At 39.4% G+C, this 12,949-nt stretch carries 15 protein-coding genes and 1 rRNA gene; 15 read left to right on the top strand and 1 reads right to left on the bottom strand.

Features of this window, described 5'->3' with window-relative positions:
- The first annotated feature begins 15 nt into the window (after window positions 1-15).
- Together rrf and J3U91_RS07085 are read left to right on the top strand one after the other, a co-directional pair.
- Window positions 16-132: ribosomal RNA gene (gene rrf, locus J3U91_RS07090) — 5S ribosomal RNA — on the top strand.
- Window positions 133-267: 135 nt separating this feature from the next.
- Window positions 268-1,569 (top strand): D-serine ammonia-lyase, encoded by a 1,302-nt coding sequence (locus J3U91_RS07085; RefSeq protein ID WP_002816395.1) that lies wholly within the window; start codon window positions 268-270, stop codon window positions 1,567-1,569.
- Here J3U91_RS07085 and J3U91_RS07080 read toward each other — a convergent pair.
- Window positions 1,547-2,407, bottom strand: a complete 861-nt coding sequence (locus tag J3U91_RS07080; RefSeq protein ID WP_002818518.1) for an NAD(P)H-hydrate dehydratase — start codon at window positions 2,405-2,407, stop codon at window positions 1,547-1,549. The two genes, J3U91_RS07085 and J3U91_RS07080, sit on opposite strands and share 23 nt — an antisense overlap.
- 127 nt (window positions 2,408-2,534) lie before the next feature.
- On the opposite strand from J3U91_RS07080, the gene atpB reads away from it, so the two are divergent.
- The 13 genes from atpB to J3U91_RS07015 are packed head-to-tail and all read left to right on the top strand — an operon-like array spanning window position 2,535 to window position 12,931.
- Window positions 2,535-3,260, top strand: coding sequence for a F0F1 ATP synthase subunit A (gene atpB, locus J3U91_RS07075; RefSeq protein ID WP_002818520.1), 726 nt, complete (start codon window positions 2,535-2,537; stop codon window positions 3,258-3,260).
- A 39-nt stretch (window positions 3,261-3,299) separates the two neighbouring features.
- The gene (gene atpE / locus J3U91_RS07070; protein WP_002816393.1) at window positions 3,300-3,512 is read left to right on the top strand and encodes a F0F1 ATP synthase subunit C; all 213 of its coding nucleotides are present in this window, start codon (window positions 3,300-3,302) and stop codon (window positions 3,510-3,512) included.
- Between the two features lie 24 nt (window positions 3,513-3,536).
- Entirely contained in the window at window positions 3,537-4,067 is a 531-nt protein-coding gene (atpF, locus tag J3U91_RS07065; RefSeq protein WP_002818522.1) for a F0F1 ATP synthase subunit B, read from the top strand.
- Window positions 4,067-4,618: an ATP synthase F1 subunit delta gene (gene atpH / locus J3U91_RS07060; RefSeq protein ID WP_002816390.1), complete on the top strand. Its 552-nt coding sequence runs from the start codon at window positions 4,067-4,069 to the stop codon at window positions 4,616-4,618. The genes atpF and atpH overlap by 1 nt, the downstream gene beginning before the upstream one ends.
- 3 nt (window positions 4,619-4,621) lie before the next feature.
- The gene (gene atpA, locus J3U91_RS07055) at window positions 4,622-6,184 is read left to right on the top strand and encodes a F0F1 ATP synthase subunit alpha (RefSeq protein ID WP_002818530.1); all 1,563 of its coding nucleotides are present in this window, start codon (window positions 4,622-4,624) and stop codon (window positions 6,182-6,184) included.
- Window positions 6,184-7,095 carry an ATP synthase F1 subunit gamma gene (gene atpG / locus J3U91_RS07050; RefSeq protein WP_002818533.1) on the top strand — a complete coding sequence of 304 codons (912 nt, stop codon included), beginning with the start codon at window positions 6,184-6,186 and terminating at the stop codon, window positions 7,093-7,095. Before atpA ends, atpG begins: the two co-directional genes overlap by 1 nt.
- Window positions 7,096-7,109: 14 nt before the next feature.
- On the top strand, window positions 7,110-8,624 hold the full coding sequence (atpD, locus tag J3U91_RS07045; RefSeq protein WP_002818534.1) for a F0F1 ATP synthase subunit beta: 1,515 nt from the start codon (window positions 7,110-7,112) through the stop codon (window positions 8,622-8,624).
- A gap of 13 nt (window positions 8,625-8,637) precedes the next feature.
- On the top strand, window positions 8,638-9,066 hold the full coding sequence (locus J3U91_RS07040) for a F0F1 ATP synthase subunit epsilon (protein ID WP_002818535.1): 429 nt from the start codon (window positions 8,638-8,640) through the stop codon (window positions 9,064-9,066).
- Between the two features lie 55 nt (window positions 9,067-9,121).
- Window positions 9,122-9,343: a DUF1146 family protein gene (locus J3U91_RS07035; protein ID WP_011677536.1), complete on the top strand. Its 222-nt coding sequence runs from the start codon at window positions 9,122-9,124 to the stop codon at window positions 9,341-9,343.
- A gap of 38 nt (window positions 9,344-9,381) precedes the next feature.
- Window positions 9,382-10,506 (top strand): rod shape-determining protein, encoded by a 1,125-nt coding sequence (gene mreB / locus J3U91_RS07030; RefSeq protein ID WP_002818537.1) that lies wholly within the window; start codon window positions 9,382-9,384, stop codon window positions 10,504-10,506.
- 4 nt (window positions 10,507-10,510) lie between these two features.
- Window positions 10,511-10,723 carry a DUF2969 domain-containing protein gene (locus tag J3U91_RS07025; RefSeq protein WP_002816718.1) on the top strand — a complete coding sequence of 71 codons (213 nt, stop codon included), beginning with the start codon at window positions 10,511-10,513 and terminating at the stop codon, window positions 10,721-10,723.
- Window positions 10,724-10,733: 10 nt separating this feature from the next.
- Entirely contained in the window at window positions 10,734-11,957 is a 1,224-nt protein-coding gene (locus J3U91_RS07020) for an FtsW/RodA/SpoVE family cell cycle protein (protein ID WP_002820153.1), read from the top strand.
- Window positions 11,954-12,931, top strand: a complete 978-nt coding sequence (locus J3U91_RS07015) for a DUF2785 domain-containing protein (protein ID WP_002821593.1) — start codon at window positions 11,954-11,956, stop codon at window positions 12,929-12,931. The genes J3U91_RS07020 and J3U91_RS07015 overlap by 4 nt, the downstream gene beginning before the upstream one ends.
- Window positions 12,932-12,949 lie beyond the last annotated feature (18 nt).

Here is a 12,949-nt window from a genome sequence, read left to right as displayed (position 1 = left end):
CGCGCAAGTACTGAGTGTCGTGTTAATTCCGATGAGGTCACACCTGTTCCCATTCCGAACACAGAAGTTAAGCTTGTCAGGGCCCAAAGTAGTTACAGGAACGCCTGTTGCAAGGTTAGGTCGATGCGATGCAATTCACCCGTTTGGGTGTTTTTTTTTGCCCAGCCTACGACTTTAACGATTGCTTTGATTCGTGTTAATTATCCTCACAGGATTTGTCTGCCGACTGACTCGATCATTATAATTAAGCAGGTATACGAGGGCGAAATGACAGAGACTTTATTGAAAAAGAAATTGAATCTTAATGATCAATTTTTATTGAATTTAAAAAACTATCAAGAAATCTTTTGGAAAAATCCTAATTATGGAGATGAATTACCCGACCTGGATGTGAACCGGGAAACGATTTTTCAGGCTAATCGTCGTTTGGAACGTTTTGCACCCTATTTAGAGTCGGTTTTTTCAGATACTAAGCGAAGTAAAGGCATTATTGAATCCCCAATTCAAAGAATGGATTCAATCAAAGATTTGCTTTCAGTTAAAGGTTCTCTTCTTATTAAGAGAGACGATTTAATGCCTGTAAGTGGTTCGATTAAAAGTCGGGGCGGAATTTATGAAGTATTATGTTTTGCTGAAAAAATAGCAATTGAAAATGGTTTTGATTTAAAAAAAGATAATTATCAAGACCTTCGAAAAGATAAGTATCGAAAGCTTTTCAACCAATGGAGAATCGAGGTTGCTAGCACCGGCAATCTGGGACTAAGCGTTGGCTTAATGGCCAGTACGCTTGGATTTAAAGCAAGGATTCACATGTCCCATGATGCCACTGACTGGAAAATTAACAAACTTCGTCAAAATGGTGTCGAAGTTAAGATTTATGATGACAATTTTTCAAATGCAGTCGCGGCGGCTCGTGTATCCTCGCAAAGGGATCCATATAGCTATTTTATCGATGATGAAGGTTCTAAATTGCTTTTTGCCGGCTATGCTACCGCTGGTGAAAGAGTTAAGAAACAGTTATCAAAGATGCAAATAGAGGTTTCAAAAGAACATCCTCTAGTTGTTTACCTTCCGGCTGGTGTGGGTGGTTCACCTAGTGGGGTCGCTTTTGGTTTAAAATTGCAATTTGCTGATGCTGTTATCCCTATTTTCGTTGAGCCTACACACATGCCGTCTGTTCTTTTAGGCATGGCCAGTGGACTCAATCATGATATTTCGGTTTACGATATTGGAATTGATGGTAAGACAGCAGCTGATGGCCTTGCCGTCGGTAGACCATCAATGATTGCCGGGAAATACATGAAAGATAAATTATTCGGTATTGCAACTGTTTCTGACTCAGATATGTTTGCTTATCAGGGAATGCTTAAAAAGCTGGAAAATATTGAAGTAGAACCTTCTGCGGCGGTTGGAATCCGTGGATTAATTCAATCCAAGGAAATATCCGAAATTCCAGATTCGGCAACTCATATGGTCTGGGCTACCGGAGGATCGATGGTACCAAAAAATACAATGCATAAATATGAAGATAAAGCGGTTAGAATCTTTAATACTTGGAAGTCTGAATGATTTTTTTCATTTCTGTGGGAATCTGTTCGGAAATTCTCGTTGGAAGAGTTACATATTGTTTTTGACTCAAATTTCGAGCGATATAGCTATGTAAATAAGTTGCTGCTTGAATGACCGATATTTGATCGTTTTTAAACTGTCCGAGAAAACCAGCTATTAACCCAGCTAAGGTATCGCCCATGCCGCCAATTGCTTGGAATGGGCCGCCAATATTTAATTCTTTATATTCTCTTGGATTTTGAAGTGCGTAAATTTCCGTGGCCGAGCTTTTCAAAACAAGAAAATCTATATTTAAATCAACCATTTTTTTGTAGTTTTCAACTGGAACTTGCTCTGAAATGGATAGTCCTGAAACTCTTTGCCATTCACCTTGATGGGGCGTCATAATTATTGTCGGTTTCTTCGGAATATTTAAGTTCCTTTTTCCGATCATTGAGAGAGCTGTTCCGTCAAGAACTAAAAGCTGATTTGTTTTTGCATTTTGAAAAACTAATTTCAATAAGCTGAAACTAAAATCAGAATCCTCCAATCCAGATCCAATTAGAATTACATCGGATTTTGCGATTGAATTAATTAGTTTATCGGTTCTTGTATAATCCAAAAACATTGCTTCAGATACGGATGATAAAAACGGTGCTCGATTAATCATATCCGAAGCGAGCGTAACGAGACCTGCGCCGGAATATACCACTGCTTTGCTCGCCATAATTGCAGCTCCACCGAAAGATTGGCTTCCACATATCAAAAGAATCCGTCCGTAGTTTGTTTTATTTGACTCTTCCTTTCTTTTTTTGATCACTTTAGAAAGGATTTCTTTTTCAATAATTTTTTTATTCATTCTTTACCCTTAGACAAGCATATCGCAAAGATAAAACATTTTTTTCGGAAACGTTTACATAAACAAAATTAATTCTTTTACTAAAAAAAAAGAGTTACAATGTGATTTATGGAAAAGAGGTGATTGTATGCCCAGTGGTACACTGAAGACCTTCCAATTCTTAGGTTTAACTTTTGATTGGACGACGATTATTTCAACGTCCATGGCTTTCGTATTGGTTTTGGCAATCGTGATATTTTTGTCGAGAAAATTGAGTATTCGTCCAGGGAAACGACAAAATTTTCTTGAATGGACTATTGATTTTACTAATCGAATTGTTAAGGACCAAATTCCAACGGCAGAAGGATCAACATATAGGCTTTATATTTTTACGTTGTTTCTCTTTATATTTGTTTCGAATCAAATGGGCCTTTTTCTTCAATTCGGTAGTGATTCGGCACAAATAAAAAGTCCAACAGCAGTTCCGTTAGTTACCATGACAATGGCTTTGATAACATTAATGGTTGCACGTTTTGCTGGCGTTGGGAAGTTTGGTTACAAAGGTTATTTCAGGAATACTTATTTGGCACCTATTCCGGTCTTGTTTCCTATTAATATTCTCGAACAATTCACGAACTTTTTAACTCTCGGACTCCGGATTTATGGAAATATTTTCGCTGGTGAGATTCTGTTGACTTTAATTTCAGGATTTGCATTGCCGAGTGATAAGCTCAGTTCGCCACTTAGTTTTATTTTGGCGATTCCGTTAGAATTAGCTTGGCAAGCGTTTAGTATATTAATTGGATCTATTCAGGCTTTTGTCTTTGCGACATTAACGAGTGTCTATATTTCTCAGATGGTCACTAAAGAATAAATGCAATCTTATTTTAAGAAGGAATAAAAGGAGTAAATTATGAATTATATTGCTGCAGGTATTGCTTTATGCGGATCAGCTATTGGTGCTGGTATTGGAAATGGTATGTTGATGGCCAAACTAATTGAGTCCATTGCGCGTCAGCCTGAACTTGAAGGTAATTTGAGGACTAATATGTTCATTTCAATGGCTTTAGTCGAGGCTATGCCGATTATCGTTATTGCTATGTCGTTTGTTTTAATCAACGAATAATTATTTTAAGGAGGGATGACTAGTATGCTCACAACAATTGCAATTCAAATACCAGATGGTTCAGCGATTTTCGTGTTGCTAACTTTCATCTTGCTCATGTTCATCTTGAAGAAGCTTGCCTGGGGTCCAATTACTAAAATTATGGATGCTCGAGCAAACCAAATTAATGATGATTTGGATTCAGCCGCTAAGTCGAAAAATGAAGCGAAAAAGCTTCAAACCGTTGCTGATACTAATTTAAAAGAGAGTCAATCTCAGGCAACTGCTTTAATGGAAAATGCTAGAAAGTCGTCAGAAGAACAAAGCAAGAAAATTGTCGATTTAGCTCAAGCTCATGCAGATTCTATTAATCGTCAGGCCCAGATAGATGCTCGTCAAATTAAAGATGACGCACTTGACTCTGCTAAAGATGAGATTGCCGATCTGTCTGTTTCGATTGCTTCACGTATTATCGGTAAGGAGATCACGGCTTCCAAGCATAAGGCACTAATTGATGATTTTATTTCAGAACTTGAAAAGCAGCAGGAAAATAGTTCTGTTAAGGAGAAATCCTAATGGCTTTTAATGAGAACAGAGTCATTAATAATTATGCCGAAGCTTTGATGGAAGTTTCCGGGAAACAAACTGCCAAAGTTTTATCGGAGTTACAAGTTATCGAACTTGTTTTTGAACGTAATAAAGAACTTGCGCAAACCTTGGATGATGTGTCTGTTTCAAGCCAACAACAGGAAGCTTTTATTGGAATATTGGGCAAGGGATGTTCTACAACGACGAAGAATTTTTTGGAAACACTTGCCGATAATCGTCATTTTTCTCTTTTGGAAGAAATTGTCGAGAATCTTGATCAACGCGTTAGTGCTTCTAACAATCATTCTTTGGTAATTGCAAAGACTGCGATTCCAATCACGGCTGAGCAAAGCAAGAGATTAAGCAAAATTGCCCAGAAAAAGTTTGGCTATCAACATGTTGAGGTAAAAAATGTTGTCGATCCTAATGTAATTGCTGGTGTAATTTTGACCGCTGGCTCAAAAACTATTGATGGATCAATAAAAAATAAGTTAGTACAGCTGAATAACCACATTAAGCAGGCTGTCGGAAAGGAGTAATAGATGGCAATTAAATCAGATCAAATCAGTTCGTTAATTAAACAACAACTGGAGAAATATGATTCTACATTAAAGATTGACGAAGTCGGAACTGTTACCTATGTTGGTGATGGTGTTGCGCGTGCCAGCGGTTTGGCTAATGTTATGTCGGGCGAATTGGTTGAGTTTGAAAACGGCGTCTATGGTATGGCACAAAACCTTGAGGAGTCTGAAGTTGGAATCATTGTTTTAGGTGATTTTGATGGAATTAGTCAAGGTGACACCGTTAAAAGAACTGGTAAAGTTATGGAAGTTCCGGTTGGCGATGAGATGATCGGTCGTGTTGTTAATGCACTCGGTCAGCCAATTGATGGGAATGGTGCAATTAAAACGAAGCACACTCGTCCAGTTGAATTTAAGGCACCTGGTGTTATGCAGCGTAAATCTGTTTTCGAACCGCTTCAAACCGGTATCAAGGTTATTGATGCTTTGGTTCCAATTGGAAGAGGACAACGTGAATTGATTATCGGAGATCGTAAGACCGGTAAAACTTCTCTGGCGATTGATACAATTCTAAATCAAAAAGATCAAGACATGATTGTTGTTTATGTTGCCATTGGACAAAAGGATTCGACAGTTAGGACTCAGGTCGAGACTTTACGCGAAATGGGTGCCCTCGATTATACGATCGTTGTTTCAGCTGCCCCTTCAGAGCCTGCTCCAATGCTGTATTTGGCGCCTTATGTCGGTGCAGCGCTCGGCGAATACTTTATGTATAATGGCAAACATGTTCTTATTGTTTACGATGACTTGAGCAAGCAAGCAACGGCATATCGTGAGCTTTCTTTGATTTTGAGGCGTCCGCCCGGACGTGAGGCTTATCCTGGCGATGTTTTCTATTTGCATAGCCGATTACTTGAACGCGCTGCTAAATTGAGTGACGAACTAGGCGGTGGTTCAATGACGGCTTTACCGATTATTGAAACTCAAGCCGGTGATGTTTCAGCTTATATTCCGACCAACGTTATATCTATTACCGATGGGCAGATCTTTTTGGATGCTGATCAGTTTTATTCGGGCAACCGTCCTGCGATTGATGCAGGAACTTCTGTTTCTCGTGTCGGTGGAGATGCGCAGATTAAAGCGATGAAGAAGGTTTCCGGTACTCTGCGTCTTGATTTGGCTTCTTATCATGAGCTTGAAGCCTTTGCTCAATTTGGATCTGATCTCGATGCGCCAACACAGGCAAAATTGGCTCGTGGCCGTCGAACTGTTGAGGTCCTTAATCAGCCTTTGCATCAACCGATGCCGGTTGAACATCAAGTAATTGTTTTGTATGCTTTGACACACGGATATTTGGATGATATCGATGTTTCCGATATTCAAAGATTCCAAAAAGAATTAATTGATTTTGTTTCTGGTGATAAGTCATATAAGAAGATTTTTGCTGCAATCAAAAAAACTGGAAACTTGCCTGACGAAAAAGATATAAATTCGGCAATTGATGATTTTAAGAAGCATTTTTCTAAGTCAGTTGAACCAACTGACTATGTTGCTCCCTCAACAAAACAAGAGGCTAATAAATAATGGCTAGCCTTCAAGATATTCGTCGTCGGATTGATTCAACTAAAAAAACCAGTCAGATTACGAGCGCGATGCAGATGGTCAGTTCGAGTAAACTCATTCAGATTCAGAAGCATACGTCCGGATATCTCGATTATGCTAATCATGTTGAAGCGATTGTTGCCCACCTTGCTGCGGCACATTTGCTTGAGCATCAAAATGGATCTTCGATTCCTTTTATTACGCAACGTCCAGTTAAAACCACGGCAATTCTTGTGATTACTTCTGATCGGGGCTTGGTCGGCGGCTATAATAACCAAGTTTTGAAACGAACCGACCAGATTATGCGTGAACAAAAGTTGACCAAGGAAAATGCTGTTATTTTTGCACTTGGGGGCAAGGGTTCTGATTATTATGCTAAAAGAGGCTTCACTATCGCTTTTGAAAATCGGGATATCACTGATGTTCCAAAGTTCTGGGAAGTTTCTGACTTGGTCAAAGAAGTTACGAAACAATATGCTGCTCGTAAATTTGATGCCTTGGAATTAGTCTTTAATCATTTTATTAATCGTTTGAAAAATGATGTTGTTAACCAACAGATTCTACCGATAAGATCGGAGAATTTTCAACGCGATGAAAAGGGCAATCTTACAGCAGACAAATATAAGGGCCAATCCAGTATTTACGAATTTGAACCGGCACCTGAAAGTTTGTTAAAAATTGTTTTGCCGCAATTTGCGCAATCTTTGTTGTATGGAGCGATTTTGGATGCGAAAACAGCAGAGCATGCAGCTTCTGCAAGTGCGATGCGGGCAGCGACAGATAATGCGAAAGATTTGATTTCTACTCTCGAGTTGAAATATAATCGTGCTAGACAGGCAGCAATTACGACAGAGATCACAGAGATCACTGGTGGAATGGCTGCATTACAGTAAGAAAGGAGAAATAGATGGCAGAAAAGAAAACAACAAAAGCTACTGCTTCAAGTACGAGCAAAGTTGCTAAAAGAACCCGTGGTTCAAAGTCTACTCAAACTAAGGCCTCTGTTTCGAATGAAAAGGATTTGGCTGAAGGAACTGTTCTTCAGGTTATCGGACCGATTGTAGATGTCCAGTTTCCTGATAATAAGAAACTTCCTGATATCAACAATGCTTTAAAGGTTCAACGAATTGATGGTTCTGAATTGACTATCGAAGTTTCAATTGATCTTGGCGACAGTGTAGTTCGGACGATTGCGATGGATTCGACAGATGGATTGACTCGTGGCATGAAGGTTCTTGATACCGGTGCTCCTATTGAAGTTCCGGTTGGAGAAGCGACGTTGGGACGTGTCTTTAATGTTCTTGGTGAGCCTGTTGATGGAGGAGATCCAATTCCTAATAGCGTTGACCGCCATCCGATTCATCGTTCGGCGCCAAAGTATGATGAATTGGCAACTTCAGCCGAAGTACTTGAAACAGGTATCAAAGTTATTGATTTACTTGAGCCCTATTTGCGTGGTGGAAAAACTGGACTATTTGGTGGCGCCGGCGTTGGTAAGACTGTTTTAATTCAGGAATTAATTCATAATATCGCTCAGGGCCATAATGGAATTTCTGTCTTTACCGGAGTTGGTGAACGTACTCGTGAAGGCAATGATATGTATTACGAAATGAAGGCAAGCGGTGTTCTTAAAAATACCGCCATGGTCTATGGACAAATGAACGAGCCGCCTGGAGCGCGTATGCGTGTCGGTTTGACTGGACTGACGATGGCCGAAGATTTTCGTGATCAAGAAGGTAAGGATGTTCTCTTATTTATTGATAACATCTTTAGGTTCACACAAGCCGGTTCGGAAGTTTCTGCTTTACTTGGCCGTATTCCTTCAGCCGTTGGTTACCAGCCGACATTAGCTACGGAAATGGGTCAACTGCAGGAACGGATTACTTCAACTAAGAAGGGATCAGTTACTTCAATTCAAGCGGTTTACGTTCCGGCTGATGATTATACTGATCCGGCTCCGGCAACAACTTTTGCTCATTTGGATGCTACAACCAATTTGGAGCGGTCTCTAACACAACAAGGTATTTATCCCGCTGTTGATCCATTGGAATCTACTTCTAGTGCTTTAACACCTGATATTGTTGGTGAAGATCACTATGAGGTTGCTACACAGGTTCAACATTTCTTGCAGCGTTATAAGGAGTTGCAGGATATCATTTCGATTCTAGGAATGGATGAATTGTCTGATGAAGAGAAAACGATCGTTAATCGTGCTCGTCGTATCCAATTCTTCTTAAGTCAGCCTTTTTCTGTTGCTGAACAGTTTACCGGCGTTCCTGGACAGTATGTTCCGGTTGAGGACACAGTTCGTGGATTTAAGGAAATTCTTGATGGCAAGCATGACGATCTTCCTGAAGAAGCATTTAGAAATGTTGGTACGATAGAACAAGCAGTTGAAAAGGCTAAAAAGCTGGAAAGCTAGATATAGTTGATTTATGGCAGAAGACGGTTCGACAACTAAAAATAAATTAACGATCAGCATTGTTACCCCGGATGGTACCGCTTATAATCAGTCGGATGTTAATTTGACCGTTTTGGATACTTCTATTGGGCAAATGGGTATAATGGCGAATCATGTACCGATTGTCGTTGCTCTGAAGATTTCACAAATGCGTATCCATCGTGGCGAAAAAGAAGATTTGTACACGGTGAACGGCGGTTTTGCTGAATTCAGCAATAACGTATTAACCGTTGTTGCCGATTCGGCCGAGAATGCCGAGGATATTGATGTTAATCGTGCTCATGCTGCTGAACAGCGGGCAAAGGCTCGTGCTCAAAATGCTAAGACAGCTGATGAGAGGGCTCGTGCCCGAGTAGCTTTGGCTCGAGCGATTAATCGAATTAACACTTCGAAAGTTCGGTAAAATAAGTTCTTGTAAAAGCACAGTTTACTGTGCTTTTTTTGTATACAATCATTACATGCAAAGTTTTTTTCAATTTATTTTTACACTTATTTGTGTATATATGGCTTTTTGGAGTTTACAAAATATTGAATTTGAGAAATTCGTTTTAAAAGATGCCAGGCATCAAGTTAGGCTTTTACGTGCTTTTTTAGCAATTATAATCGGTTATTTTGTTGCTAATTTCTTTTTAACAATGGGAAATTTAATCATTACTTTTAGTAAAAGTTTTCAACACTAGAGGAAAAAATGCCGTGCTATAATTGACAGCGAGGTTTTATGGCTAAAGATATTGGAATTGATTTAGGAACAGCGAATGTCTTGATCTATGTTGAAGGTCAAGGGATCGCTTTAAACGAACCATCAGTAGTTGCAATCGATGTTAAAACTGATAAGGTCTTGGCAATTGGCTCTGATGCTTATAAATGGATCGATCGTGGAAATCAGGATATTCGTGTCGTCCGTCCATTAAAAGATGGTGTCATTTCTGATTTTGATGCGACCGAAGCAATGCTGACTACTTTTGTCAACCAATTGCGTGTCAAAGGATGGATGAGCCGTCCTAATATTATGGTTTGTGCTCCGACTAATATTACAGAAATCGAAAGAAAGGCTATTATCCAAGCGGCTCAGTCTGCCGGCGGGACTAATGTTTATCTTGAATACGAGCCAAAAGTAGCGGCTGTCGGTGCTGGTTTGGATATTTTTGACTTTGTCGGTAGTATGGTAATCGATATTGGTGGTGGGACCTCCGATATAGCTGTTTTATCCGGTGGAGATATTGTTACCAGCAGATCCTTGCGGATGGCTGGAGACCAATTAACTCAGGATATTATTCGTTATTTACGTCTTCAGTTTGGTATTCTGATTGGAATGCCAATGGCTGAAAGAATCAAACAGGATGTCGGATCTTCTTTGCAGGTTACCAATCCAATTGAAATGACAATTCGTGGTCAGGATTTGAACGATGCCAATTCCGTTAAGGGACTGCCAAAACAGGTTACGATTGATTCTAACGATATTGAAGAAGCGATGCATGCTACTTTAAATACAATCGTTCGTTCGGCCAAGGAAATTCTTGGTGAAATTCAACCTGGTCTTGCTGGCGATATTATCGATCGTGGAATTATGCTAACCGGCGGTGGCGCTTTGCTTGGTTCGAAGGTTAAAGGCGGCGGTATTGATACCTTATTGCAGCAGGAATTGCACGTACCGGTAAATATTTCGGAATCTCCGCTTGACAACGTTGCCAAAGGCGCCGGAACTTTACTCGAATATGCGAAACGCGAACGCCATAATTCGCATCAAATTCTTGGAATCGGTAATCCTTCTTACAAGAAAAAACTTGATCAGGAAATTCAAATTGAATCAAATAATATTCACATCAATAAAGTTGAGAACTAGCTGAATGTCTAATCGTGAAAAAAATTATCAAGTAGAATTGGTTGAGGACGGAGCGATTATCAATGTTTTAATTGCCGGCAAGACAATCGGCAATGTAACTTTGCAAAATGATTTGTATTCGGCTAAAAATTCTTGGGACAATTTTCTTGGTGATTTTAAAAAACAGGATCAGGCAGTTATGGCCGTGATTTCCAATTTTAATTTGCGGCAAGCTTAATTAATAAATAATGCAGAATTTAAATTTAAAAAACAGAGGCACAACTTTTCATTGGCGAGATGATTCACGAATTGATTGGCGGATCATTTTTGTTTTAATCGCTTTAATGGCAATTGGTTTTGTTTCCATATTTTTGGCGCTAAAGGCTGATTCTAGTGGTTCAATTGTTAAATCCATGTTTGTCCAGTGCTTATGGTGGGCATTTGGGTGGAGTATCGCTATTTTTTTGATGCACCTTGATTCTCAGCAACTTTTCAGGTTCGCTCCGGTTGCTTATGCTTTAGGAATTTTTCTGTTGGTATTCGTTTTGTTTGCTTATAGTAGATCTCTTGAAGCAACAACCAACGCTAAATCTTGGTTGGCAATTGGCAGCCTGACTTTTCAGCCTTCGGAGGTAATGAAACCTGCTTTAATTTTAATGTTGGCGAGAGTTGTTTACACACATAATCAAAATTATTCCGTTCATACGCTTTCTTCGGACTTTTTGCTAATCGCGAAAATGTCGGGAATTACAATACCTGTCATTGTTTTGATGCTTCTACAGCATGATTTTGGTTCAACTTTAGTTTTCGTTGCCATTTTTGGAGGAATTTTTCTTGTTTCCGGTATTTTGAATCGTATTTTGGTACCAATTGTCGGTGCTTTCGGAACGATTGGCGCACTGGCTATTTTTGCCGTTACAACGACTCCTGGACGAAATTTTCTAACTCAGCTCGGATTCGAATCATATCAATTTGCACGAATAGATGATTGGCTTGATCCCAGCGGCAACGATACAAATTCGTCCGGTTACCAACTTTATCAGTCTATAAAGGCAATTGGTTCCGGTCGTATTTTCGGAAATGGTCTGAATAATATTACAGTTTATGTCCCGGTTCGTGAGTCTGATATGATCTTCTCCGTTATTGGCGAAGGCTTGGGTTTTGTCGGCGGTTTTGTTTTAATTGCGTTGTACTTTTTCCTGATTTATAGCATGATCCGGAGAGTCTTTGATACGAAGAATTCTTTTTATGCTTATGTTGTTTCCGGCGTTGTCTTAATGATTTTATTCCATGTTTTTGAAAACATCGGTATGAGTATCGGCTTGGTACCGCTGACTGGGATTCCTCTTCCTTTTATTAGCCAAGGAGGCTCTGCATTAATAGCAAACATGATTGGTATTGGTTTGACTTTAAGTATGCAATATCACAATTTCACAAGTGAATTTGCCAAGAAAGAGACTAATTTCAAATGATCGATGATCAGATAACTTTAGTTAAAAATACAGTTTCACAAGCAAGAGACAAATTATCCAGTGGAAAGATTTATCAGTCCCTAAATGGACAATTGGAAAATTTGGTGAGCCGTTTATCCCGGAGATCCAAGACAATTGTCAAGCCTGTTGATGATGGGGATACCGCTTTGGCTTTGATGCAAAAGACAGCTGAAAAGTTCATTCAGGTTAAAAAGGTTTTATTGACAGACGACCAGCTTTTTGAAGTCTTGAGACAACTCGCTTCTACTAATCCGGCTTACCGCGATCGTGGGGCTTTTTATTTTTTGACGGATTTAATTTCTAATAAAGCTCTCAGCCCCGAACAAATGCGTTGGATGGCTAATTATTTGGTAGCTGACGAAAGACTTTTTGGACACATTTTAGAGCCTTTGAATGATGGCGTTTTCCAAAGGTCGTTTTCACTTTTGGTTTTAGGCCAGTTGTTAAGTGCTGATGCCCAAATCCATTTTATCGATACTCAATTGAGGGATCGAATTATCAATCAAGTTATTGCTTATTCGCTGCTTGAACACGATGGCCGCGGTTTTGTCGGTGAAAAAGGGTGGGCACATGCTTTTACCAATATTGGGAATGTCTGGGATCTTTTATGCGCGAATCCATCGGTAAAACGTTCCGATAAGATTTTATTATTGGCTTCATTGCTGGTTGGCTATCATAATTGTCCAGTTCCTTTTGTTGCTGGAGAAGATTCTAGAATTGTTGCTTATTTGGCAAATATCACTAATTTAAATGAAATTTACGAAGATTACTTTTTACGCGTCCTCAAGTTTTGGCACCAAGGCTTAACTGCTCAAATGACAGTTGCTACTGAAGCTGGCTGGAATAAAATTTATAATCGTAATCGTCTTTTACAAGTTTTGCTCCTCCAAAAAGATAGTTTTCCCAGTTCGATTATTGATTATATTCAAAGCACCAGAGATTATTTAAACTGATTGACAAGTTTGTGAATA

It is taken from the genome of Oenococcus oeni, assembly GCF_020510245.1.
Classification (GTDB): Bacteria; Bacillota; Bacilli; order Lactobacillales; family Lactobacillaceae; genus Oenococcus; species Oenococcus oeni.
The sequence above is the reverse complement of the archived record's forward strand: the minus strand, read 5'-3'. Positions and strand labels throughout refer to the sequence as shown.

Excerpts from the sequence above, each read along its gene's own strand:
- J3U91_RS07035 (WP_011677536.1), top strand. The coding sequence starts at position 9,122 with ATGCAAAGTTTTTTTCAATTTATTTTTACACTTATTTGTGTATATATG.
- J3U91_RS07025 (WP_002816718.1), top strand. The coding sequence starts at position 10,511 with ATGTCTAATCGTGAAAAAAATTATCAAGTAGAATTGGTTGAGGACGGA.
- mreB (WP_002818537.1), top strand. The coding sequence starts at position 9,382 with ATGGCTAAAGATATTGGAATTGATTTAGGAACAGCGAATGTCTTGATC.
- atpD (WP_002818534.1), top strand. The coding sequence starts at position 7,110 with ATGGCAGAAAAGAAAACAACAAAAGCTACTGCTTCAAGTACGAGCAAA.
- J3U91_RS07040 (WP_002818535.1), top strand. The coding sequence starts at position 8,638 with ATGGCAGAAGACGGTTCGACAACTAAAAATAAATTAACGATCAGCATT.
- atpB (WP_002818520.1), top strand. The coding sequence starts at position 2,535 with ATGCCCAGTGGTACACTGAAGACCTTCCAATTCTTAGGTTTAACTTTT.
- J3U91_RS07085 (WP_002816395.1), top strand. The coding sequence starts at position 268 with ATGACAGAGACTTTATTGAAAAAGAAATTGAATCTTAATGATCAATTT.
- atpG (WP_002818533.1), top strand. The coding sequence starts at position 6,184 with ATGGCTAGCCTTCAAGATATTCGTCGTCGGATTGATTCAACTAAAAAA.
- atpH (WP_002816390.1), top strand. The coding sequence starts at position 4,067 with ATGGCTTTTAATGAGAACAGAGTCATTAATAATTATGCCGAAGCTTTG.
- J3U91_RS07080 (WP_002818518.1), bottom strand. The coding sequence starts at position 2,407 with ATGAATAAAAAAATTATTGAAAAAGAAATCCTTTCTAAAGTGATCAAA.
- J3U91_RS07015 (WP_002821593.1), top strand. The coding sequence starts at position 11,954 with ATGATCGATGATCAGATAACTTTAGTTAAAAATACAGTTTCACAAGCA.
- atpE (WP_002816393.1), top strand. The coding sequence starts at position 3,300 with ATGAATTATATTGCTGCAGGTATTGCTTTATGCGGATCAGCTATTGGT.
- atpA (WP_002818530.1), top strand. The coding sequence starts at position 4,622 with ATGGCAATTAAATCAGATCAAATCAGTTCGTTAATTAAACAACAACTG.
- atpF (WP_002818522.1), top strand. The coding sequence starts at position 3,537 with ATGCTCACAACAATTGCAATTCAAATACCAGATGGTTCAGCGATTTTC.
- J3U91_RS07020 (WP_002820153.1), top strand. The coding sequence starts at position 10,734 with ATGCAGAATTTAAATTTAAAAAACAGAGGCACAACTTTTCATTGGCGA.